Source organism: Nocardia suismassiliense, from assembly GCF_900269665.1.
Lineage (GTDB): Bacteria > Actinomycetota > Actinomycetes > Mycobacteriales > Mycobacteriaceae > Nocardia > Nocardia suismassiliense.
Window position 1 is genome coordinate 2,647,537 of sequence record NZ_LT985361.1, and the last position, 21,670, is coordinate 2,669,206.

Consider the following 21,670-nt stretch of genomic DNA (forward strand, 5'->3'; position numbering starts at 1 on the left):
CGGTACGCCGGGACGGTTGGTCTATTCCAGCTGTGTCCTGTGGACCGTGCCACAAGGGGTGAGCTAGCGGGCGTGGACCGGCAGCGTCAGCTGCATGAGGGTGAGGTCCATCCAGCGGCCGAACTTGTGGCCGACTTCGGGGAACTCGCCGATCACGCGGAAGCCGAAGCGTTCGTGCAGCTGGATCGATCCGGTGTTGCCCGATTCGATGCCCGCGATGATCGCGTGCACGTGACCCGTCTGCCGTGCCCGCTCGATCAGCTCGGTGAGCAGGGCGGTGGCGATGCCGCGACGCTGGAAGCGTTCGTCGACGTACACCGAGTTCTCCACGGTGAAGCGGTAACCCGCTTTAGGACGCCACGGACCGTAGCTCGCGTAACCCGCGACCACGCCGTCGATCTCCGCGACGAGGATCGGCAGACCTGCCGCGGTGCGGTCCTCGAACCACGCGACGCGGTCGTCGAGACCGACCTGCTCCAGGTCCCAGATCGCCGTGGAGGTCGCGATATTCGCGTTGTGGATCTCAAGGATCGCGGGCAGGTCGTCGCGGTGCGCGTCGCGGATGCGGGTGGCGGGGCGGGTGTCGAGCTGGTCGGTCATCGATCGTCTCCGGGTTGTCCCACCGTCGCGGCCAGTGCGGCGCCGATGGTGGGGTGCTGGAACTCGTAGCCCGCCTCCTCGAGGGCCGTGGGTATTGCGCGCGGTCCGCGCAGGATCGCCTCCTGCGCGAGCTCGCCGACGAGCGCGCGCAACGCGAACGCGGGAACCACCAGCGGGGTCGGCCGGTGCAGTGAGCGGCCGAGCGCGCGGCTGAACTCCGCGTTGGTCACCGGCGCCGGGCCGACGACGTTGAGTGGTCCGGCGAGGGTCTGCGAGCGCAGCGCGAAGACGATCGCGCCGATCTCGTCGGCCATGGAGATCCACGGCGTGTACTGACGGCCGCTGCCGAGCCGCCCGCCGAGACCGAGGAAGTACAGCGGGTGCAGCATGCTGAGCAGGCCACCGTGCTTGGACAACACGATGGCGCTGCGCAACAGCACCGTGCGCACGCCGGCATCGGCCGCCGGACGCGTCGCGGCTTCCCAATCACGGCACAGCGTGGCGAGGAAACCCGAACCGGCGGGCGAGGTTTCGTCGACCACCCGGTCGCCGGTGTCGCCGCCGTAGAAGTGCACGCCGCTGGCATTGAGCAACGCGGGCACGCCCGCTTTGACGACCGCGGCGGCCAGCACGTCGGTCGGGGTGATCCGGCTGTCGCGCAGCTCCTGTTTGAAGCTGCCGTTCCAGCGGCGGCGCCCGGTGCTCGCGCCGCACAGGTTGACCACCGCGTCGGCGCCGCGCAGGGCCCGCTCGTCCAGTTCGGCACGGACCGGATCCCAGGCGAATTCGTCCGGGCCCGCCGCCCGCCTGCGTACCAGGCGGGCGACCTCGTGCCCGTCGCGGCGCAGTGCCGCGACGAGCGCTGTCCCGATCAGCCCGGACGAGCCGGCGATCACGACCTTCATGCGTACACGACGGTCAGAGGCCGAGGTCGGCCTCGAACGCCGCTTCCTCGAGCCGGTGCCGGATCGTGGTGAGGAAGCGACCCGCGTCCGCACCGTCGATCAGGCGGTGGTCGTAGGTGAGCGGCAGGTAGCACATCGAACGGACGCCGATGGACTCGCTGCCGGTGTCGTCCTTCACCACCACCGGGCGCTTGACGATCGCACCCGTGCCGAGCATGCCCGCCTGCGGCGGAAGCAGGATCGGGGTGTCGAACAGCGCGCCCTGGCTGCCGATGTTGGTGATGGTGAACGTGCCACCGGACAGCTCGTCCGGCTTGAGTCCACCGTTGCGGGCGCGGTTGGCGATGTCGGCGATGGCGCGTGCCAGGCCGGCCAGCGACAGGTCGCTCGCGTTGTGGATCACCGGGGAGAGCAGGCCCTGCTGGGTGTCGACGGCGATACCCAGGTGCACCGCCGCGTGGTAGGTGACTTCCTTGGAGGAGTCGTCGTAGCTGGCGTTGACGTTCGGGTGCACACCGAGCGCCTCGACGACGGCCTTGGCGAAGAACGGCAGGAACGTCAGGTTGACGCCCTCGCGCTCCTTGAACGACGCCTTGGCCTGGGCCCGCAGCGTCGCGATCTTGGTGACGTCGGCCTCGTGCACCTGGGTCAGCTGTGCGGTGGTGCGCAGCGATTCCAGGGTCTTGGTCGCGGTGATCTGCCGGATGCGGTTCGCCTTCTGCACGGTGCCGCGCAGATGAGCCAGTTGCGGGCTGGCGGCCGCGGGGGCGGCCTTCGCCTTGGCAGCGGGGGCGGCCGGAGCGGCGGCGGCCGGAGCCGGAGCCTTCTTGGCCTCCGCGGCGGCGAGCACGTCCTGCTTGCGGATGCGTCCGCCGACACCGGAACCGGTGAGCGAGGACAGATCCACGCCGTTCTCGTCGGCCAGCTTGCGGACCAGCGGAGTGACGTACGGGGTGGAACCGTTGNGGGGAACCGCTGCCGATCACGCCGAGCTGTCCACCCACAGCGACGACATCGTCTTCCTGCGCGGTGATCTCGAGCAGCTTGCCCGCGACCGGCGAAGGGATTTCGGTGTCGACCTTGTCGGTGGAGACCTCGAGCAACGGCTCGTCGACGGCGACATCGTCACCGACCGCCTTGAGCCACCGGGTGACGGTGCCCTCGGTGACCGACTCGCCCAGCTCGGGCATCTTGACCGCGGTGCCATCACCCGACGACGCGGGCGCGGCTTCGGCGGCGGGCGCCTGGGCCGGTTCTTCCTGAGCTTCGGGCTCGGGCTCGGCGGCCGGAGCTTCCTCGGCGGGAGCTTCCTGCGCGGGCGCGGCAGCGGCTTCGGGGGCGGGAGCCGAACTCGACTCGGACGCCTCGCCGGCTTCGCTGATCACGCCGAGCTCACCACCGACCTCGACCACATCATCTTCTTGGGCGACGATCTTCGACAGCACGCCCGCCTGGGGGGACGGGATCTCCGTGTCGACCTTGTCGGTGGAGACCTCGAGCAGCGGCTCGTCGACCTCGACCGTGTCTCCTTCCTGCTTCAGCCACCGGGTGACCGTTCCCTCGGTGACGCTCTCACCAAGAGCTGGCATCTGGACGGAGAAGGCCATGTCCTCTGACTCCTCTGACTGCTCGACGGGTTTCTACAACAGTTGATCTCTCGGCGGACCCCCGTCGCGGGTTGCGGCGCGAGTCCGAAAGCCACCGATCATTGTGCGTGGCACCGGAGATCTGTGTGGTTCTTGTACCGCGATCCATCCTTGCACTCGACCGCCCGGCGTGTAGCACAAGGGCAGTGAACTTCGTCGAGCTGGCAAGATGGGGAGACCGGCGCGCACTCTGTGCCGGGGTTGGAAAGGAGGTGCGCGTCGTTGGGTTTGCTGGATCGTTTCCGAGGCGGCGCGACCCGGGGTGGTAGCGCAATACGTGCGGGTTCAGGGGGCGGCGAGGACGCCCGCTATCTCGCCGAGTGGGTGCGTACCCATGTCGGTGTCGAAGGCTATTTGGAGCCGAAAACAACCGTGACCGATGTCACTGTCGTGCTGATCGCCGCGGACGGCGAATGGACGCGGCGGATCGTCGGCGAGCGCGGGGCGCGTCGGCTTGCCAAAGATTTGCGGATTCCGGTTTACGAGGTCGGTAAGACTGGATATCCACAACGGATGCGGGATTATGACGCCCGCAAACGCATCGAGCGGCAGCGTGCGTTCGAGGCGGAACTGCGGGATCTATAGCTCGCGGCTACCGGCGAGCGACGCCGCATAGCGGTCGATTCGGCGTGCGCCGAAGGCGTGCGTCGGCAGCCGTGAGTGGCACACCATGGAGAGGCCTTCTCGTGGTTTGCCGCAACCGTGTGCCACTGAACGCTGCTCAGTCGAACTGCTGGGCTGGCGGGCTGGTTCGTTCGGATGGCTGCCACCCGCCGAGCTTGTCGCCCGGCAGCACGGCCGCGCTGCACCGAGGTCCGCGCCGGGGTGCGTGGCGGAAGGTAGTGCGCCGTCCGAGAGTTCCGGACGGCGCACCCCTGCTCACTCCGCGGCGATGTCCTCGATGACGGCGATGAGGGTGCGGACCGGTACGCCGGTGCCGCCCTTGCCGATGTAGCCGAAGGGTCCGCCGGTGTTGTAGGCCGGGCCGGCGACGTCGAGGTGAGCCCACTGCACGCCCTCCGGGACGAACTCCTTCAGGAACAGTCCGGCCGAGAGCATGCCACCCCAGCGGTGCGGGGCGACGTTGGCGAGGTCGGCGATCTTGGAGTTGAGGTCGGCGCGCAACTCGGTGGGCAGCGGCATGGCCCAGCCGTTTTCGCCGATCCGCCGGGAGATCTCGGCGACCCGGTCGCGGAAGTCGTCGGTGCCCATCACGCCGGGGGTGCGGGTGCCGAGCGCGACCATCTGCGCGCCGGTGAGGGTGGCGACGTCGATCAGGTAGTCGGGCTCGTCCTCGCCGGCCCGGACGATCGCGTCGGCCAGGATGAGGCGGCCCTCGGCGTCGGTGTTGAGCACCTCGACGGTGGTGCCGCCGTACTGGGTGAGCACGTCACCCGGGCGCTGCGCGGTGGCCGACGGCATGTTCTCGGCCATCGGCACCGTCGCGGTGACCGTCACCGGCAGGCTCAGCCGCGCGGCGAGCAGCGTGGTGGCGACGACCGCGGCGGCGCCCGCCATGTCCGAGGTCATGTTCTCCATGTTCTGCGCGGGCTTGATCGAGATGCCGCCGGTGTCGAAGGTGATGCCCTTGCCGACCAGCGCGATCTTCTTCGGGCCGCCCGCGTAGGTGATCCGGACCAGCCGCGGCGGTCGCGACGAACCCTTGCCCACGCCGAGCACGCCGCCGTAACCGCTTGCGTCCAGCGCGTTTTCGTCGAGCACCTCGACGTCGAGCCCGGCCGCCTTCGCCAATTCCTCCGCGCGGGAAGCGAATTCGGCGGGGTACAAGTGGCTGGGCGGAGTGTTCACGAAATCCCGTGCGGTGGAGACGGCTTCGGCGATCAGCTGAGCACGGAACAGCTCTGCCTCACCGAATTCCGGCTCGGGCACCAAGAATTCGACCCTGGCCACCGGCCGCTCGTCCGGCTTCGGCGCGGACTTACCCGACTTGAACGGCGTGAACGTGTAGGCGCCGAGGTAGAAACCCTCCGCTGCGGCGCCGATGTCGAGACCCGACAGGGTGGTCGCCACGAGCTCGGTGCCCGACAGCGTGCGCGCGGCCACACCGGCCGAGCGGCGGATCTGCTCGGCGTCGATCTTGTCGGCGGCGCCGAGGCCGACGGCGAGCACACTGGTCACCTCCGCCAGCGCGGCCGGGGCGGGCACTCGGGTCAGTTCCTCGGCCTTGCCCTTCGCGCCGACCGCACCGAGCTGATCCAGCAGTTCCGCCCGGACATCGGCGGTGAGCACGTCGCTGAACAGGTCCTCGGGCACGATGGCGGGACCGTTCTCCGACGAGGTGATACCAAGGACGAGAACGTCGGTGTCCGCACCGATGGTCTGGGTACGTGCGAGTTCCGGTCCTAGTGAACGATCTGCAACAGCGGTCATGGCGACAGGCTACTGGGCAGTCTGATCGCGATGCCGTCGAGGAGCAGTCCGAGGCCGGTGTCGAGGATGGCGTCCAAGTCCAGGTCCGGGCCGGGCGGGCCGTCCCCGAAAAGCCGATGCAGCACGGGGCGGACGGCCGGGTCCAGCAACTCGGTGATATCGGCGGGCAACTCCGTCGGTTCGGCAGCGCGCAACCGGTCGGCGCGTTCGGAACTGGTCAGCAAAGACAGGCCCTGGACCAAGCCGGAGAACGCGAGATACATCGCGAGCATCGCGTCACGGCTCAGGCCGCGCTGGTCGAGGGCGGCGAAGGAACGTTCGAGAATGTCCAAGAGGGCGGGGCCGATCGGCGGGCGCATGCGCGCGAGGATCGGCAGCATCCAGGGGTGGCGTTGATACAGCTGCCATTCCTCGTGCGCCTCGTGGGTCAGCCGGGTGCGCCAGTCGCCGGATTCGGTGTCGGGCTGGTGGATTTCGGCGAGGACCAGCTCGGCCATGCCTGCCAGTAGTGCCTCGCGGTCGGCGAAGTGGCGGTATATGCCTGCGGTTGCCGCGCCGAGTTCGCTGGCCAATCTGCGCATGGACAGTCCGTCGATGCCGTCGCGGTCGGCCAGGTCGACGGCGGCGCGCAGGATGCCGATCGTGGTCAGTTTGCCGGGGCGCGTGGCGCGTGGTGTGGGCGTCACCTCGTTGCGGCGGGCACGGTAGGCGCGGGCCTGGCAGGCGCGTGAGCAGTACCGGCGTTTGCGGCCGCGGGCCGGTTGGGTGAGAGCGTTCTTGCAGATTCCGCAGGCCACATCGGCCTCCATTTCGACACACGAACAGGTGTGACGAAATTCTAGCGACGCCGCGCTGACCTGCCTACGTTGGCGGAGGCACACGGTGTTCACGACGAAAGGGTCAGCGGATGGAAATCACGGTTCGGCAGGCGGGCGAACAGGATCGCGACGCGGTGATCGAGGCGTACAGCATCGCCAGCCCGGACGAGGTGGTGACGGAATGGGTGCTCGACGGGTATCCCGTCGACGAGTTCACCCCGCAGTACGTGCCCGGTCTCATCGACCGCGCGCTGAGTGATGACCAGATATGGCTCGCCGGTACCGGATCGGAGATCTGGGCGGTGTCGATCTGGCAGCGGGTGGATTCGATGGCACGGTTCGAGGCGGAGGCCGTCGAGGCGCGCGCTATGGCTGCGACTGTGCCCGATGTGCGTCCGATACAGCGGGTTTCCGTGCTGAGCGATCTGCTCGCGAGTACGCATCCGCGGGAGTTCCCGCACTGGTATCTGCAGGTGATCGTCACGGTGCCGCAGCATCGCGGGAAAGGGGCGGGTGGCGCGATCCTCGCCGACCGAACCAAGGCGGCTTCCTCGGCGGGACTGCCCGCCTACCTCGAAGCGAGCACCGAGCGATCCGCCCGGCTGTACACCCGCAATGGGTTCGCCGCCACCGGCACCACCTATGACCTTCCCGAGAATGGACCGACCATCCGTCCGATGTGGTTCCGCGGGTGAGTTGATTCGAGGCGGGACATGACGGCGGAAGGCGCGAGTGGAGCCGCTATGTCCCGCTCGGCGGACTACCGAGGGGCTACGGCGGATTCGGGAATGATCTCCACTGGGCGGAGAGTGTCGTTGCGGCTTTGGTGGGGGCCGTCGCCGGCGGTGGGCCTGGCGCCTAGTCGGCGATTGTGGTGCGGCCGGGGCGGCTGCACTGGCGGGTGTGGCGGCGTTGCGAGCTTCGGCCTATTCGGGTGGCTCTCACTGGGCGGGAAGCGACGTTGCGGGCTCGGGGGCGCCATCTCCGGTGGGCTTGGTGCTAGCGGCGACCACGGGCGGCTGTAATGGCGGGTAGCGGCGTTGCGGGCTTCGGCGAGGTGTCATCAGCGGCGGGCTGATAAGTAGCCGCCGACCATGGCGCGGCTTAGCGCGGGTCTGCTGTGGGTCGGCGCGGCCGAGTCGATCGGTTCGTCTGAGGGCTCAGACGGAGTCGGGGCGGGAGTGGGGACGGCGGTTGCGGGTGGCGGATAAGCTCGCCGGGTGACCGACTCGAACCTGCTGCAAGGCCCTATCCATGGTGTACACGTCGAGCTGGGGGCGACTTTCGCGCCGTTCGGCGGGTGGGAAATGCCCGTCTCGTACGAGGGGACGGTGGCCGAACATCAGTCGGTCCGCACCACGGTCGGACTGTTCGACGTGAGCCACCTGGGCAAGGCGACGGTGCGCGGTGCGGGCGCGGCGGCCTTCGTGAACTCGGCGCTCACCAACGACCTCGGCCGGATCCGGCCGGGCAAGGCGCAGTACACGCTGTGCTGCGCGCCCGACGGTGGCGTGATCGACGACCTGATCGCCTACTACGTGAGCGACGACGAGATCTTCCTCGTCCCCAATGCGGCCAACACCGCGGCGGTGGTCGCGGAACTGCAGAAGGTGGCGCCCGAGGGCATCACGGTGACCGATGAGCACCGCGAGTACGGGGTGTTCGCGGTGCAGGGTCCGCGCTCGACCGAGGTGCTCACCGCGCTCGGCCTGCCCACCGACATGGAGTACATGGCTTACGCCGACGCCGAATGGGATGGACGCCCGGTCCGCGTGTGCCGCACCGGTTACACCGGCGAGCACGGTTATGAACTGCTGCCGCGCTGGGCCGATGCCGAGCCGTTGTTCCGTGTCCTGGTCGAGCAGGTGCGTGCCGCCGGCGGCCAAGCTGCGGGCCTCGGTGCCCGTGACACGTTGCGTACCGAGATGGGTTACCCGCTGCACGGACATGAACTGTCCCTGGAGATTTCCCCGGTTCAGGCTCGCACCGGCTGGGCCGTCGGCTGGAAGAAGCCCGAGTTCTGGGGCAAAGCCGCACTGGAGCAGGAGAAGTCGGCCGGGCCGCGCCGAACCCTGTTGGGGCTCAAGGCGCTCGACCGCGGCGTGCTGCGCCAAGGGCAGGCGGTGTTGCGTGATGGGGAGCCGGTCGGCGAAACCACCTCGGGTACGTTCTCGCCGACTCTCAAGATCGGTATCGCGCTTGCGCTGCTCGACACCGAGGCGGGCATCGAGCCCGGTACCGAGGTCGAGGTGGATGTTCGTGGACGTCGGCTCCGGTGTGAGGTCATTCGGCCGCCGTTCGTGGAGACGAATACGAAGTAGGTGTGGGTTGCTTGCCGCGCGGGATCTGTCGCGCGGCAAGCAGTACTGCGTTCCTATTGGGTATCTTTCGGCATCGGCGCAGTACCTCCAGACGACGGTTACGTGGCGTCCGTCCCTGGGGGCCTCGGCAAGCCGACTACCGCCAGTCGACAGTCACGTTGGCGTCCCTGGGGCTTCGGTAAGCCGACTACCGCTCGCATGTGTGCCGTCACGTTGACCACCGCTCACGTGTGCGGCGCGAGACTGTCGTTTGCGGTGGTGCGCGGGACGCTGTTCGCCTCGCGCGTGCCCGCTGCTCACCGGTGGCGGGCGCGGATTTATTGCCCGTGTCGCGCGTTGCGTCAGCTGCCTCCAGGGACAAGGTCGCGCCGTCGGTGAGCGCGGCGTAGAGCCGGTCCTGGTCGTTGGCGTTGGACTCGCGGCGGGGACGATGCGGAACACGGCGTGTCGCGCGGAAAGTCGCGGCGTGGCGGGTTGGTGGGTGCGCAGAATGCGTACTGAGCGGTGTGGTTTCCTGCGCCGAATTCGGGCGCACGGTGCATTTTGGTGTGCGCGTGGTGGGGGTCGCGGGAAGTTCTGCGGTGCGGTGGCCGATCGGGCGCAAAGCTTGAATGTGGCTTGGCTAGGATCAGGCACATGACCGTTGCTGCACAGTTTGCCCGTGTCCCGCATCCCGCGCCCGCTCCGGCGCAGCGGCGACAAGAGGTACTGGCGGCGCCCGGGTTCGGGCGGTTCTTCACCGACCACATGGTCTCGATCGACTACACCGACGGCGAGTGGACCAACGCCCGCGTCGAGCCGTACGGCCCGCTGCCCCTCGACCCCGCAACCATGGTCTTCCACTACGGACAGGCCATCTTCGAGGGACTGAAGGCGTACCGGCACGGCGACGGCAGCGTGGCCTGCTTCCGCATCGACGCGAACGCCGCGCGGTTCCGCCGCTCCGCCCGTCGCATGGCGATGGCCGAACTGCCGGAGGAACTGTTCATCGAGTCCGTGCGTCAGCTGCTCGAGGTGGACCGCGACTGGGTGCCCGCCGCGGGCGGCGAAGACTCGCTGTACCTGCGCCCCTTCATGTTCGCCACCGAGGCCGGGCTCGGCGTGAAGCCTGCCGCCGGCTACAAGTACCTGCTCATGGCGTCGCCGGCCGGGGCCTACTTCCCGCGTGGGGTCAAGCCGGTGCGGGTGTGGTTGTCGACCGAATACGTGCGCGCGGCGCCCGGCGGTACCGGTGAGGCGAAGGTGGCCGGTAACTGCGCCGCCTCGCTGCTCGCGCAGGCCGAGGCTACGGCGCAGGGTTGCGACCAGGTGGTCTGGCTGGATGCGTGCGAGCGCCGATACGTCGAGGAGATGGGTACCAACAACCTGTTCTTCGTGTTCGGGTCCGGTTCGGAAGCGCGCCTGGTCACCCCGGAGCTGTCCGGTGCGCTGCTGCCCGGCATCACTCGCGACTCGCTGCTCACGTTGGCCGCCGACTCCGGGTTCCCGGTCGAAGAGCGGAAGGTGTCGGTCGAGGAATGGCGCAAGGGTGCCGAATCCGGTGAGATCACCGAGGTTTTCGCGTGTGGGACCGCTGCGGTGATCACTCCCGTCGGCTGGGTTCAGTCCGCGGATGGTGAGTTCACCATCGGTGGGGGCGAGCCCGGTGAGGTCACCATGGCGCTGCGCGACACGCTTACCGGTATCCAGCGGGGGACTTTCGCCGACATCCATGGGTGGATGCGCACGATGTAGTCGGTGAGTGGCACACCATGGTGCGGGTCTCTCGCGATTTGCCGCAATGGTGTGCCACTCAGCTCGGTCCGGCGCTCTCAGTGGCGTCGCGAAATACCTGGGTCACTTGATTCAGCCGCGGTGTTCCTAGCGGGTGGTTGTCGGGCGGGTGCTTTCCCGCCCGTGCGCCAATGGGATCAGCTGGGCATGAACATGTGCCACTCGTCCAAAGTCTTCGGGCGTAAGACGTAGTTTTTGTCCCGGACAGTGGACAGCGGAGCGTGCGGCTCCTCGGAATACCAGTGCCCGGGGTAGACGACCGGGTCGCCGGACAATTCGGCCAAATAGCGCAGGCTGCGGAACATTTCGTCGGAGTCGCCGCCGGGGAAGTCGGTGCGGCCGCAGCCGTCGACGAACAGAGTGTCGCCCGCGATGAGGCGGTCGTCGAACAGGAAGCATTGGCTGCCCGGAGTGTGTCCGGGGGTGTGCAGCAGTTCGATGTCGAAGGTGCCGACGCTGACTTTGTCGCCGTGCTCGTGGCCGGTGAGTTCGCTCGGTGCGATGCCCGTGACGTTGGCCACCCAGGAAAGCTCCTGTGCGTTGATATGCACTGGGACGCTTGTCTTTTCGAGTAATTCACGGACACCGCCCAGGGTGAACCCGAGCATCGTTCCACCCACATGGTCCGGATGGTGATGGGTCGCGAGGACCCCGGTCAGCCGTAGTCCGTCAGCCTCGGCGATATCGACCAGATCCGCCGCCGCGTAGGCCGGATCGACCACCAAACATTCGCCGGTCTCCTGATCACCGATCAGATACGCAAAATTTCTCATCTGCGTCGCAATCGGATCGCCGACGGCGTAGTCCCTCCCCGACAACAGCTGGCGAAAATACAAGCGCTCAGAAGACATACCGCCCACCTTATTGCCCGACCCAGACGATCCGCGCGCCGCAGGCGCAAATTGTTTGCTGCGCCGAACGTGCGTCCCGCAGAACGACTGGACGAGCGCTCAGTTGAGCTTTGATCGATATCAGGAGAGAGTGTGGTGCACGCCACTCGGGTGCTGCCGCAAGCATGTCTCCTGAGCTGCGGGTGAGGCTGATGCTCGAGTGTCGACTGGCAGCGCTGATGCGGCAGTCGGCGGAATGTTCGGGCAGGCCACGGTAAATGCGATGTGGCTGCAACGATGCGCGCGACGGCCCCGTCATGTCTTGCTGGTCGTGGCATTCGAAATGTTGAGTGTCGGGCTGTCGCGCCGATCTGATCGGTGCCAGGTCGGGGTTATCCATGGTCGATGCGAGGTGATGGGTGGCAAGACGCAAGCGGCCTCCACCATGTGCCGGTCGGCGTCCTTGTCAATGGTCAACGGGACATGGTGGCGGCAGAGTGCGAGTGGGAATTGCGCGTTGTCCCGTTGGCCGTGGGTATTGGTGGCCAATGGGACATGGGGCCAGCGGAGTGTGAGTGAAGGCTGCGTCATGTCCCGGTGGGCGTCGGTATCGATGGCCAGTGGGCCGTGGCGGCGGTGGAGTGTGAGTGGGCGTTGCGTTGTGTCCTGTTGGATGTCGGTATCGGTGGCCAGCGGGACCTGGCGCACCGGTCGTGTGGTGGTGAGTGCCGCCTTCGGACTGGCCAGACAGAGTGCGGCGGTCGATCGAGTGGTGGACGCGGTGCACGCGCTCGACGAAGTACCGACCGCCTCACGGCATTTCACCACGGCCCGGATAGCCGCGGGCTGCTGTTGCTCACCGCCGCCCTGGTGCGACGGAGTGTGAGTGGAGGCTGCGTCATGTCCCGTTGGATGTAGGTATCGGTGGCCAATGGGATGTGGTGGCGGCGGAGTGCGGGTGGGGGCTGCACCGTGTCCCGTTGGGCGTCGGTATTGGTGGCCAGTGGGACCTGGCGCACCGACCTGGGGGTGGTGAGTGCCGCCTTCGGACTGGCAAGGCAGCTCGCGGCGGTCGATCGCATGGGGGATGTGGTGCACGCGCTCAAGGAAGTACCGGCCGCCTCAAGGCATTTCACCACGGCCCGGATGACCGCGGTGCTGCTGTTGCTCACCGCCGCCCCGGTGGCGGTGGGTTGTGAGGTGGAGGCTGCGTCATGTCCCGTTGGATGTCGGCGATGGTGGCCGTTGGGACGTGGTGGCGGCGGAGTGTGAGTGGGGGCTGCGTCATGTCCCGTTGGGCGTTGGTATCGGTGACCAGTGGGACCTGGCGCACCGGTCATGCGGTGGTGAGTGCCGCCTTCGGACTGGCCAGACAGAGTGCGGCGGCCGATCGAGTGGTGGACGCGGTGCACGCGCTCGACGAAGTACCAGCCGCCTCACGGCATTTCACCACGACCCGGATAACAGCGGGCTGCTGTTGCTCACCGCCGCCCTGGTGCGACGGAGTGTGAGTGGAGGCTGCGTCATGTCCAGTTGGGTGTCGGCGATGGTGGCCGTTGGGACGTGGTGGCGGCGGAGTGCGGGTGGGGGCTGCGTCATGTCCCGTTGGGTGTCGGTATTGGTGGCCAGTGGGACCTGGTGCGCGGAGTGTGAGTGGGGGCTGCGCTGTGTCCCGTTGGGTGTCAGCGTCGGGGTTTGTCGGTGGCCAATGGGACTTGGGGGCGGCGGAGTGTGGGTAGCGGCCCGCAGTGTCCCGTTTCGTGGAGTGTCCGTTAGAGGGACAGGGTGGCGGCGGTGAGGGAGACGGTGAGTTCGATGGTGGCGCCTAGGGTGTCGCCGGAGAGGCCCTCGAAGCGGCGGACGGTGTGGCGGACGAGGATGGTCGCGGCGGTGAGGGCGATGAGGATGGCGAGGGGGCCTTGCCAGTGGTCCGGTGTGGCGAAGATCGCGGCAGTGAGGGCCGCGGCGGACCACAGGGCGGCGGTCAACGGGTGCTGGGTGCCGGCGACGAGGGCACCGAAACTGGTGTCCGGCGCGGCGTCGACGCCCTTGCGGCAGGCGAGGACTACCGCAACGCGGCCGACGGTGACCGCCAGGGCAACGGCGAACCAGCGGTCCGCCTCGGCCAGCGCAGCGAACGAAACCGCTTGGACGCCAATCGAGAACACGAGGGCCGCGACGCCGAAGGGCCCCGCACCGCCACTCTTCATGATCTGCCTGGCCCGCTCGGGTGGGCCGTAACTGCCGAGCCCATCCATCGTGTCGGCAAGTCCGTCCAGATGCATGCCCCGCGTGATCAACGCCAACGCCCCGACCACCAGCAGCCCGGCAAGCACCGGACTGGCCCCCACCCAAACGAGCGCCCACAGCAGCCCAGCAGCTCCCGCTCCCAGCAGCCCACCGACCAACGGCGCCAACGCAATTGCCCGCCCAGCCGCTGCCCGATCGACCGTCTCCGGTCCACGCACCGGCAAAACGGTGAGCCACGACACCGCGAGACGCATCCCGTTCATGCCCGCAGACCTGACAAGCGCGAACTGCCGCGCCCGTTTAACGTCACCTGGTTTGCGGTCGAAACCTGCTGTGCCGCAGTGGCCCAATGGTCACCGCGAGGGACGTCGGACCTGGTGGAAGTCGCCCGATCCGCAATTAGAAGGTGCTGTCCGGCGAGGGCACCGTGACCGCCGCCGCTGGGCTCGCTGAACGCAGTGGACGTCGTCCGAGCCGCGGTCAGTGGACGCTGTGCCGCGCCGACGTCACCGTTGCCGATGGATGCGGCAATCCCGGTGGATGCCGCCCGGCCCACGGTCGGAAGTCGCTGGACGACAGGGGAAATGTGGCTGCCGCGGGGTTCGCCGAACCCGGTGGCGGGTGCTTCGACCAGCGACAGCCGGGCACTCATTTCCGCAAATCCGGTGTGGCCGAGGAGTGTCGGGGGTCGCGGTGAGATCGACGGTGTCGGTCGGCGGGGTGAGTCCTGGGGCGTCGGCGGGGGCGGGGGGGGGGGGGGGGGGGGGGGGGTGGGGGGGGGGGGGGGGGGGGGGGGGGGGGCGGCCCGGGGGGGGGGGGGGGGGCTCCCGGGCGGGGCCTTTTATCCACTCTCNGGCGCCGGATGCTTCGCCGAGGCGCATGTTCATGTCCAGGAGCGGGTCCAGGCGGAGGCGCTGCAGGGCCAGGTTGTGGGCGGGTTCGGTGGAGCGGTGGCCGGCCAGCCACCAGGCCGAAGCGCCTGCGGCCAGATCTTCGGCGACCAGGGCGGCTGCGGTGACGACCACGCCGTCGAGGATGACGGGCGTGCGGCGGGTGGCTGCCTGAGCCAGAAATGCGGCCATGGCGGCGAAATCGGCGCCCGCGGCAACCCGCAGCAGTTCGACGGGATCCTTGGCGACGGGACGGGCTCGGCGCATGGCGTCGCGGATCGCGGCGACCTTGCGCGCCCAGCCCGCATCGTCGATTCCGGTGCCGCGGCCGACGGCGGCGACGGGTTCGGTGTCGGTGAGCGTCGCGATGAGGGCGGTGGCGGGGGTGGTGTTGCCGATGCCCATGTCGCCTGCGATGAGCACGTCGGCGCCCGCGTCGATCTCCTCGTCGGCGATCGCCTTACCGGCGGCGAGCGCGGACGCCACCTCCGCGAGCGTGAGCGCGTCCTCGCGGTCGATGGACCCGCTGGAGCGACGCACCTTGTGCCTGGCGATGAGCGAATCGGTCTCGGCGTCCACGGAGATGTCCGCCACGCGCACGGTGGCGCCCGCGACGACGGCGAGTGCGTTCACTGCCGCCCCGCCACCGAGGAAGTTCACCACCATCTGCGCGGTGACCTCGCTCGGATACGCCGAAACCCCATGCCGCGCAACGCCGTGATCCCCGGCGAACACCACCACCCTGGCCCGCTCGAACTGCTTCGGCGGGCAAATACCCTGGCACGCCGCCACCCAGTTGCCGAGCTCCTCCAACCGCCCGAGCGACCCACCGGGTTTGGTCAACTGCGCCTGCCGCCGCTCGGCCGCCGCCCGAACCTCTGCATCAGGAGGCGTCACCGGTCCAAATCCGTGTGTCACTGTCGAGCCTTTCCGGTCAGGACGGTCAATACACCCATACGTCGCTCAATCTTGCCCGCCGCAGACATTGCCGCACACATCAGCCGCCCCCAACCGATCGGGGTCGGCACGCTCGATCGCAAGCTGTGTGTCTGATTGCAGCCGAGGTGCGGCAACCGAAGCCTTCCGGTTCCACAGGGTCGTGTCGGCGGAGTGGATTGCGCGACACCCAGGTGCGCCGGATCATGCCGGCGGAGTGGTCGGGCGACACCCGTGGTGCGCAGGCTGGAGCTGGCGCAGTGATCGGGCGACACCGAGGTGCGCAGGATCGCGCTGGCGGAGTGGTTTCGGCGAACACGTGCTCATCAGTCCGCGCCGGTGGCGTGGCATCGCTCGGCTGCGACGCCGACGTGGCGCGCAGGAGACTCCCTGCGCCGTACCCGACCTCATTCGGGGAGCCCCAGGGTGCTTCGGCTGCGGCGAGCGGGCTTGTGCGAGCGTGTGGAATGGAACGCTCGGCGTTGTACGGACGCGGCGCTCAGGTGTCCGATTCACTTGAGGCGCACGGGGAGTCCGGCTACGACGAGGTAAGCCTCGTCACAGGCTTGAGCGAGGCGCTGGTTCAGCGTGCCGATCTCGTCGCGGAACAAGCGACCGGAGCGGGTGGCGGGGATGACGCCCATGCCGACCTCGGGGCTCACGATGACCAGACGGTTCGGGTAGGCGGCTACTGCGGCGACCAGGGCGTCGGCGTCGGGGGAGACGGTGCCGCGCGGGGATTCCCAGGCGTCGCGGGCGTCGATGCGGGCGGTGAGCCAGGTGCCGATGTCATCGATCAGCGTTGTGCCTTCGGTCGCCGACTCGCTGAGAACGGCTGCCGGGTCGGCACTTTCGAGCACGGTCCAGTCGGCGGGCCTGCGGTCGCGGTGGGTGGCGATGCGGGCGGCGAAGTCGAGGTCGGCGGGGTCGGGGATGGCGGTCGCGAGGTAGCGGACCGGACCGACCGCTTTGGCGGCCAACTCCTCGGCAAAGGTGGACTTGCCCGATCGCGCGCCGCCCAGGACGAGGGTCCGGCGGGGCTCGGCGGACGAGAGACTGTGCGACACGTCAGCACGGTATCAATGACCGTTGCCGCGCCATGTCGGTGCGGCGCGGGCGCGCGCTGTCCAGCCCGCCAACCTGTGTTCCGGTGACCAGACGCTGGGGTCGACCGGGCGCTGGGTGGGCTAATGCTGGCTCAGCCGGGCGTTGGGACGAGGCGTTGCACCGCTTCGTTGGGTTCGCACTGGTTGCGGTTGCCCCGTCGTGGTGTGGATCGCCCGAAAAGGGGCGACTGCTGGGCGTGAGGTCAGCATTGGGCGGGCAGCCGTTGCGGCGAGGGCTGGACCGTATGGGGTTTGCACGCGTTGCGGGGCTTCAAGAGCAGTGCGGGCACTGACGGAAGGTGCGGCTGCTGCGACAGCAGCCACCTGAGGATGGGCCTGGTTGGACAGTTGGTGCGGCGAGGGCTGCACTGTTTCTCTGCGGTTGCACCGGTCGTAGGGTGCCTGAAACGGTGCGGATCCGCAGAGAGGTTGCGACTGCTGAGACCGGCAGCCGCATGAGGAGGCTGGGGCAGGTGTTGCGGCGGAGGCCGCACTGCCTCTTCGAGGTTGCACCGGTTGTGGGTGCCCAGGTGCGGTGCGGATCCGCAGAGAGGGTGCGGCCGAAGTCAGGCGGGGGTGTCGACTACCTCGGGCATGGCGCCGAAGCGCCGGCGGTATTCGGTGGGGGCGATGCCGACCAGGCGTTGGAAGTGGTGACGCAGGAGTGCACCGGAGCCGAAACCGGCTCGGGTAGCGATTTGTTCGAGGCCGAGGTCGGTTTCCTCGAGCAGGTGTTTGGTCAGCAGGACGCGCTGGTTGGTGAGCCACTTCACGGGTGTGGTGCCGGTTTCGGCGGCGAAGCGGCGGGCGAAGGTGCGGGTGGACATGGTGGAGCGGGCGGCCAGGTCCTCGATGGTGTGTGGAAGGTCGAGATTCTCGTTCATCCACTCGAGGGTGGGGATGAGGCTGTCGGAGGTGCAGGTGGCGACGGGGCGCTCGATGAACTGGCGCTGGCCGCCGTCGCGCTGCGGCGGCACGACCATCCGGCGTGCGATCGCATTGGCCACCGCGCTGCCGAGTTCGCGGCGCACCAGGTGCAGGCAGGCATCGATGCCCGCGGCGGTGCCTGCGCTGGTGATCAGCTTGCCCGCGTCGACGTACAGCACGTCGGGGTCGACGGTCGCTTCGGGGTGCCGCTCGGCGAGCAGGTCGACGTAACTCCAGTGCGTGGTGCATTTGCGTCCGTCGAGCAGGCCGGCCGCGCCGGCGAGGAAGGCGCCGGAGCACACCGTCAGGACGGTCGCGCCCGCCGCCGCGGCGTCCCGGACCGCGCCGACGACGCGCGGATCGAACCCGTCCTTCGTGGAGGCGGCCGGGATGGCGACGAGGTCCGCTTTCGCAAGCTCCTCGAGGCCGTATTCGGGGGTCACCATGATGCCCGGTGTGGTCGAGTGCAGCGGTTTCCCTGGTTCGGCGCCGCACACCTTGAAATCGAAGGAGGGTAGTCCGTCGGCACTTCGATCCATGCCGAAAACCTCACACAGGACCCCGAATTCGAACATGGCCATGCGTTCGGACAGGACGACGGCAACCTTGGACAGCATGCCGTCAGTGTAGTGGCAGGATCTTTACGAAGTGTGTCAGTTCAGCCACTTTCGGCGGTAACTCAACGAGCGCAAAATTACTGCCATGATTACTTTTCTGATCGCCCTCGCAGTCATCGTCGCTTTCGCCACTCTGGTGAGCCACTACTCCGCTCCCGCCGGCTCGACCAACATCACCGACCGCGACCGGCAGCGGATGCAGGCCGAGCTGTCGGCGATGCACGGCCGAACCAGCAACATCTGACCGCATGCCTGCGCAACCGACCGCGGCCCGGCTCGTATTCCACGAGCCGGGCCGCAATCATGTGGATGGTCGACCGTACTGGTCGAACTGCATCGAGCTGGTCAAAAGTGGAGGCTCGTCGGGACGCAGGATGCGACGGAGCCAGACCGTGCAGGCATCGACCGAGCCATCGGCTCGCCTCGCCCGTCCAGCAAGCGGGCTGTCAACCGCCCTAGGCAGCCTGAGCCGTGGACGTCAGCGAATCGGGGCTGCACTCGAAGCGCGCCCCAACCCACCACAGACGATCTAGATCGCGTCTCCAGGACTGACCCGCGGCTTCGGCGCCCGCATCTTGCGGATCTGCGAAGCACGCACGAACGCGTACCAACCGAGCTTGTATCCGGTGTCGTCACTGTCCGGGAAACGCTCCCTGACCCGCCCGTTCACGATCCGGCCGAGCAGGAATCCCTCGGCGATCATGAAGAACATCATCACCAGCATGGCCAGCGTGACGATCGTTTGCAGCGCGGGTGCGACGAACATCGACAGGATCAGCACGAGCGCCATCGGCATGAACAAGCCGACCAGGTTGCGCCGGCCATCGACGATGTCGCGCACGAACGCGCGGACGGGCCCCTGATCGCGCGGCAACAGGTACTTGTCCTCGCCGGCGAGCATGCGCGAGCGCCGATCCTGGACGGCCGCTTTGCGCTCGGCCGCGGCCGCTTTGCGCTCCTCTTTGCTGCCGCGAGTGGCCTTGCGCCGGGCGCGGGCCTCCTTCGCGGTGAGCGGTGCTGGAGCGATCGGGCCACGGCGCTTGCCTTGTGCGTCACGGCGTTTCGGAGTGGGACGGCCCTTGCCCGCGGTGGCGGTGACCGCCGTGCGAGTGGAGCCCGCGGCCGAGCCGCCGTCCACGACCGCCGTCTGATCGGCGGTCGCGTCGGTGGTGCTGGACTCGCCGCGACGGAACAATTTCACATCGACCAGGCTATTCGATGGAATACCCGGCGGGAAATGCGGTCCGATTCGCGCAGGTGTCGCGGGTCCCGGAGGTGACGTGTTCCTCGGGACGCGGTGGTGGCAAGATGGGGGAATAGCAGCCCGCCGAGTGGTGTTGACCGACACGACCCGTGCGCTGTTCACGGGTCGACGACAGGTTCCTCGAGGAGAGTTCATGACTGTGCAGAACGAGACCGCCACCGAAACCCACGGTGCTGTGCTGACCGATGCTGCCGCCAGCAAGGCGAAGGCGCTGCTGGACCAGGAAGGTCGCGACGATCTGGCGCTGCGCATCGCAGTCCAGCCGGGTGGTTGTGCCGGCCTGCGGTACCAGCTCTTCTTCGACGATCGCTCGCTCGACGGCGACATCGTTGTCGAATTCAGCGGCGTCAAGCTGGCCGTCGACCGCATGAGCGCCCCGTACATCCAGGGTGCCTCCATCGACTTCGTCGACACCATCGAGAAGCAGGGCTTCACGATCGACAACCCGAACGCCACCGGTTCTTGCGCCTGCGGCGATTCCTTCAACTGACCGAACCCGTCCGCCTCGTCGCAAGCGGGTTCACCGCGTAAACAGCCCACCCCACGTGAGCATTGCTCACGTGGGGTTGCGCGTTTTCGCCCGGAGTGGCGGGCTTAGCGCCCTCGGTGGCGGTGTTCGCGGTCGAGCGGGGTATCGGGTGTGGCCTGCGAAGTCCGACGTGACGATGCGCACGGCGGTGCCCAATGCGCCCGAGTCGCGGTTCCCGAGCGGGTGGTGCGCGCGGCGGCTCCCGAGTGGAGATTCGCCCGGTGCACTCGAGTGCAGTGCGTACGCCGGTGCCCGAGTGACGTGCGCACGGCGGCGCCCGAGTGGGGGTACGCATGGCGGCGGCCGGTGCGTAAGAGTGGCCGATGCGAGTGGCGGCTCCCGAGCGGCGGGAGGGAGGCGGGGCCGGGATCGGCCCCCGGTCCACAGCGGGACCCACCGCAGGCATGTCTGCTCCAGTGCCGTGGCCGCAGGACGACAGCCGGCTCGATCCGAGTCGGCAGCGGTCGGTCCCACGGGTTCACCCGCCGTAGTCCACCCAACTCTGTTCCGACGGCTGTACCAGCACCCGAAGCGACGGAATCCGTAAGGATTCGCGCGACTCGCCGAGCCGACGAGCACCCCGCCGCGCCCCAACGATCCCGCGCCGCCGCCGATCTCAGCGCGTCCCCCACCGCATCGAGGTCTCGGAGCCGCCGACCAACATTGGTACGGTAATGCTGGGACTTCGTTCCCGGTCTGCACCGCCTGCCGCCTACCGTTGAAGGGCCAGCCTCGTGTCCATCGCCGTTTCCGCGTCCATTGCCACCGACCACCTCATGCGTTTTTCCGGACGGTTCCGCGACGCACTGCTGGCCGATCAGCTCGACCACGTCTCGCTCAGCTTCCTCGTCGACGACCTGCAGATCCGCCGCGGCGGCGTCGCAGGCAACATCGCCTACGCCATGGGGCTTTTGAACCGCACACCTCTGCTCGTCGGCGCGGTCGGCGCCGACTTCGCCGAGTACCGCCAGTGGCTGGAGAAGCACGGCGTCGACTGCTCCGGGGTGCTCATCTCCGAGAAGGCGCACACCGCCCGCTTCGTCTGCACCACCGACGACGACATGGCGCAGATCGCGTCGTTCTACCCGGGCGCGATGAGCGAGGCCCGCGACATCTCCATCGGCGACCTGGCCAAGGCGCACTCGCTGGACCTGGTGCTGGTCGGCGCCAACGATCCCGAGGCGATGCTGCTGCACACCGCCCAGTGCCGCGAACTCGGCATCCCGTTCGCCGCCGACCCGTCCCAGCAGCTGGCCCGCCTCGACGGTGAGCAGGCCGTGCAGCTGATCGACGGCGCCGCATACCTTTTCACGAACAAGTACGAGTGGGCGCTGCTGCTGCAGAAGACCGGTCTGAGCGAGGAGGAGGTCGCGCAGCGCGTCGGCATCCGGGTGACCACGCTGAGCGAGAACGGCGTGCACATCGTCGACCGCGACGGCACCGAGCTCACCGTCGGCGTCGTCCCGGAGACCACGAAGGTCGAGCCCACCGGTGTCGGCGACGCGTTCCGCGCGGGCTTCCTCACCGGCCACACCGCGGGCCTCAGCCTGGAGCGCTCGGCCCAGCTCGGTTCGCTCATCGCGGTCCTGGTGCTGGAGACTATGGGCACCCAGGAGTGGACCCTCAACAAGGAAACCGCCCTGGAGCGACTGGCCGACGCCTACGGTGCCGAGGCCGCCGCGGAGATCAAGCCGCTGCTCTGAGTCTGCTTACCGCGCACAGCGTCCCACCGCTCGGCCTGTGCGGCGAGCGCATTTGCCCGGGAACGGGACATCGCAGCGTTCTCGAGCAGACCGAGCGGGCTGCCGTGAACCGATGCCCACCTCGAACAGCACTGTGCCCCTCGACCTTTCGATCGAGGGGCACA

Annotated in this window: 18 protein-coding genes and 3 pseudogenes; 10 read left to right on the forward strand and 11 right to left on the reverse strand. The window is 68.3% G+C overall.

Annotation, left to right across the window (positions count from 1 at the left end; all coding sequences use genetic code 11):
• Positions 1–63: 63 nt before the first annotated feature.
• The 3 genes and pseudogenes from DBO33_RS11935 to sucB form a co-directional block, all read right to left on the reverse strand.
• Complete coding sequence (locus tag DBO33_RS11935) at positions 64–600, reverse strand: GNAT family N-acetyltransferase (protein ID WP_107655088.1); 537 nt, start codon at positions 598–600, stop codon at positions 64–66.
• The gene (locus DBO33_RS11940) at positions 597–1,505 is read right to left on the reverse strand and encodes a TIGR01777 family oxidoreductase (RefSeq protein ID WP_107655089.1); all 909 of its coding nucleotides are present in this window, start codon (positions 1,503–1,505) and stop codon (positions 597–599) included. Before DBO33_RS11940 ends, DBO33_RS11935 begins: the two co-directional genes overlap by 4 nt.
• Positions 1,506–1,518: 13 nt before the next feature.
• Positions 1,519–3,112, reverse strand: a pseudogene (gene sucB / locus DBO33_RS11945) (2-oxoglutarate dehydrogenase, E2 component, dihydrolipoamide succinyltransferase).
• Positions 3,113–3,373: 261 nt separating this feature from the next.
• On the opposite strand from sucB, the gene DBO33_RS11950 reads away from it, so the two are divergent.
• Positions 3,374–3,736, forward strand: coding sequence for an oxidoreductase (locus DBO33_RS11950; RefSeq protein WP_107655090.1), 363 nt, complete (start codon positions 3,374–3,376; stop codon positions 3,734–3,736).
• A 294-nt stretch (positions 3,737–4,030) separates the two neighbouring features.
• Here DBO33_RS11950 and DBO33_RS11955 read toward each other — a convergent pair whose 3' ends face one another.
• Entirely contained in the window at positions 4,031–5,542 is a 1,512-nt protein-coding gene (locus tag DBO33_RS11955) for a leucyl aminopeptidase (protein ID WP_107655091.1), read from the reverse strand.
• On the reverse strand, positions 5,539–6,351 hold the full coding sequence (locus tag DBO33_RS11960; RefSeq protein WP_234390792.1) for a TetR/AcrR family transcriptional regulator: 813 nt from the start codon (positions 6,349–6,351) through the stop codon (positions 5,539–5,541). The genes DBO33_RS11955 and DBO33_RS11960 overlap by 4 nt, the downstream gene beginning before the upstream one ends.
• A 98-nt stretch (positions 6,352–6,449) precedes the next feature.
• On the opposite strand from DBO33_RS11960, the gene DBO33_RS11965 reads away from it, so the two are divergent.
• The 3 genes from DBO33_RS11965 to DBO33_RS11975 all read left to right on the forward strand — a co-directional run bounded on the left by DBO33_RS11965 (position 6,450) and on the right by DBO33_RS11975 (position 10,415).
• Positions 6,450–7,055: a GNAT family N-acetyltransferase gene (locus DBO33_RS11965; RefSeq protein WP_107655092.1), complete on the forward strand. Its 606-nt coding sequence runs from the start codon at positions 6,450–6,452 to the stop codon at positions 7,053–7,055.
• 525 nt (positions 7,056–7,580) lie between these two features.
• Positions 7,581–8,681: a glycine cleavage system aminomethyltransferase GcvT gene (gene gcvT / locus DBO33_RS11970; protein WP_107655093.1), complete on the forward strand. Its 1,101-nt coding sequence runs from the start codon at positions 7,581–7,583 to the stop codon at positions 8,679–8,681.
• 636 nt (positions 8,682–9,317) lie between these two features.
• Positions 9,318–10,415 carry a branched-chain amino acid aminotransferase gene (locus DBO33_RS11975; protein WP_107655094.1) on the forward strand — a complete coding sequence of 366 codons (1,098 nt, stop codon included), beginning with the start codon at positions 9,318–9,320 and terminating at the stop codon, positions 10,413–10,415.
• 176 nt (positions 10,416–10,591) lie between these two features.
• Here the strand turns inward: DBO33_RS11975 and DBO33_RS11980 are convergent, their stop codons facing one another.
• Complete coding sequence (locus tag DBO33_RS11980) at positions 10,592–11,305, reverse strand: MBL fold metallo-hydrolase (protein WP_107655095.1); 714 nt, start codon at positions 11,303–11,305, stop codon at positions 10,592–10,594.
• A gap of 652 nt (positions 11,306–11,957) precedes the next feature.
• On the opposite strand from DBO33_RS11980, the gene DBO33_RS43940 reads away from it, so the two are divergent.
• From DBO33_RS43940 to DBO33_RS44680, 3 genes and pseudogenes are all read left to right on the forward strand, one after another.
• On the forward strand, positions 11,958–12,170 hold the full coding sequence (locus tag DBO33_RS43940) for a tetratricopeptide repeat protein (RefSeq protein WP_234390793.1): 213 nt from the start codon (positions 11,958–11,960) through the stop codon (positions 12,168–12,170).
• Positions 12,171–12,256: 86 nt separating this feature from the next.
• Complete coding sequence (locus DBO33_RS11990; RefSeq protein WP_234390794.1) at positions 12,257–12,556, forward strand: tetratricopeptide repeat protein; 300 nt, start codon at positions 12,257–12,259, stop codon at positions 12,554–12,556.
• A gap of 53 nt (positions 12,557–12,609) precedes the next feature.
• Positions 12,610–12,753: pseudogene (locus DBO33_RS44680) on the forward strand (tetratricopeptide repeat protein); the annotation flags it as partial.
• A gap of 303 nt (positions 12,754–13,056) precedes the next feature.
• On the opposite strand, the gene DBO33_RS12000 reads toward DBO33_RS44680, so the two are convergent.
• The 4 genes and pseudogenes from DBO33_RS12000 to DBO33_RS12015 all read right to left on the reverse strand — a co-directional run bounded on the left by DBO33_RS12000 (position 13,057) and on the right by DBO33_RS12015 (position 18,010).
• A complete protein-coding gene (locus DBO33_RS12000; RefSeq protein ID WP_107655098.1) occupies positions 13,057–13,797 on the reverse strand; it encodes an adenosylcobinamide-GDP ribazoletransferase in 741 nt (246 codons plus the stop codon).
• Between the two features lie 591 nt (positions 13,798–14,388).
• Positions 14,389–15,342, reverse strand: a pseudogene (gene cobT / locus DBO33_RS12005) (nicotinate-nucleotide--dimethylbenzimidazole phosphoribosyltransferase); the annotation flags it as partial.
• 530 nt (positions 15,343–15,872) lie between these two features.
• The gene (gene cobU, locus DBO33_RS12010) at positions 15,873–16,427 is read right to left on the reverse strand and encodes a bifunctional adenosylcobinamide kinase/adenosylcobinamide-phosphate guanylyltransferase (RefSeq protein ID WP_107655099.1); all 555 of its coding nucleotides are present in this window, start codon (positions 16,425–16,427) and stop codon (positions 15,873–15,875) included.
• A gap of 605 nt (positions 16,428–17,032) precedes the next feature.
• A complete protein-coding gene (locus tag DBO33_RS12015) occupies positions 17,033–18,010 on the reverse strand; it encodes a helix-turn-helix domain-containing protein (protein ID WP_107655100.1) in 978 nt (325 codons plus the stop codon).
• 85 nt (positions 18,011–18,095) lie between these two features.
• On the opposite strand from DBO33_RS12015, the gene DBO33_RS42705 reads away from it, so the two are divergent.
• A complete protein-coding gene (locus DBO33_RS42705; RefSeq protein WP_159080223.1) occupies positions 18,096–18,254 on the forward strand; it encodes a hypothetical protein in 159 nt (52 codons plus the stop codon).
• Positions 18,255–18,539: 285 nt separating this feature from the next.
• Here the strand turns inward: DBO33_RS42705 and DBO33_RS12020 are convergent, their stop codons facing one another.
• Complete coding sequence (locus tag DBO33_RS12020; protein ID WP_234391350.1) at positions 18,540–19,148, reverse strand: DUF3043 domain-containing protein; 609 nt, start codon at positions 19,146–19,148, stop codon at positions 18,540–18,542.
• Positions 19,149–19,407: 259 nt separating this feature from the next.
• Here DBO33_RS12020 and DBO33_RS12025 point away from each other — a divergent pair, with 259 nt between their 5' ends.
• Positions 19,408–19,764, forward strand: a complete 357-nt coding sequence (locus tag DBO33_RS12025; protein WP_069165132.1) for a HesB/IscA family protein — start codon at positions 19,408–19,410, stop codon at positions 19,762–19,764.
• 773 nt (positions 19,765–20,537) lie between these two features.
• Positions 20,538–21,506, forward strand: coding sequence for a carbohydrate kinase family protein (locus DBO33_RS12030; RefSeq protein WP_107655102.1), 969 nt, complete (start codon positions 20,538–20,540; stop codon positions 21,504–21,506).
• The last annotated feature ends 164 nt before the right edge of the window (positions 21,507–21,670 follow it).

Bases quoted from the DNA above. Each gene is read 5' to 3' on its own strand.
- DBO33_RS42705 (WP_159080223.1), top strand. From the start codon at position 18,096: ATGATTACTTTTCTGATCGCCCTCGCAGTCATCGTCGCTTTCGCCACT.
- DBO33_RS11980 (WP_107655095.1), bottom strand. From the start codon at position 11,305: ATGTCTTCTGAGCGCTTGTATTTTCGCCAGCTGTTGTCGGGGAGGGAC.
- DBO33_RS11940 (WP_107655089.1), bottom strand. From the start codon at position 1,505: ATGAAGGTCGTGATCGCCGGCTCGTCCGGGCTGATCGGGACAGCGCTC.
- DBO33_RS43940 (WP_234390793.1), top strand. From the start codon at position 11,958: ATGTCGGTATCGGTGGCCAGCGGGACCTGGCGCACCGGTCGTGTGGTG.
- DBO33_RS11960 (WP_234390792.1), bottom strand. From the start codon at position 6,351: ATGGAGGCCGATGTGGCCTGCGGAATCTGCAAGAACGCTCTCACCCAA.
- DBO33_RS12015 (WP_107655100.1), bottom strand. From the start codon at position 18,010: ATGCTGTCCAAGGTTGCCGTCGTCCTGTCCGAACGCATGGCCATGTTC.
- DBO33_RS11935 (WP_107655088.1), bottom strand. From the start codon at position 600: ATGACCGACCAGCTCGACACCCGCCCCGCCACCCGCATCCGCGACGCG.
- DBO33_RS12000 (WP_107655098.1), bottom strand. From the start codon at position 13,797: ATGAACGGGATGCGTCTCGCGGTGTCGTGGCTCACCGTTTTGCCGGTG.
- DBO33_RS11955 (WP_107655091.1), bottom strand. From the start codon at position 5,542: ATGACCGCTGTTGCAGATCGTTCACTAGGACCGGAACTCGCACGTACC.
- DBO33_RS11975 (WP_107655094.1), top strand. From the start codon at position 9,318: ATGACCGTTGCTGCACAGTTTGCCCGTGTCCCGCATCCCGCGCCCGCT.
- DBO33_RS11965 (WP_107655092.1), top strand. From the start codon at position 6,450: ATGGAAATCACGGTTCGGCAGGCGGGCGAACAGGATCGCGACGCGGTG.
- DBO33_RS12025 (WP_069165132.1), top strand. From the start codon at position 19,408: ATGACTGTGCAGAACGAGACCGCCACCGAAACCCACGGTGCTGTGCTG.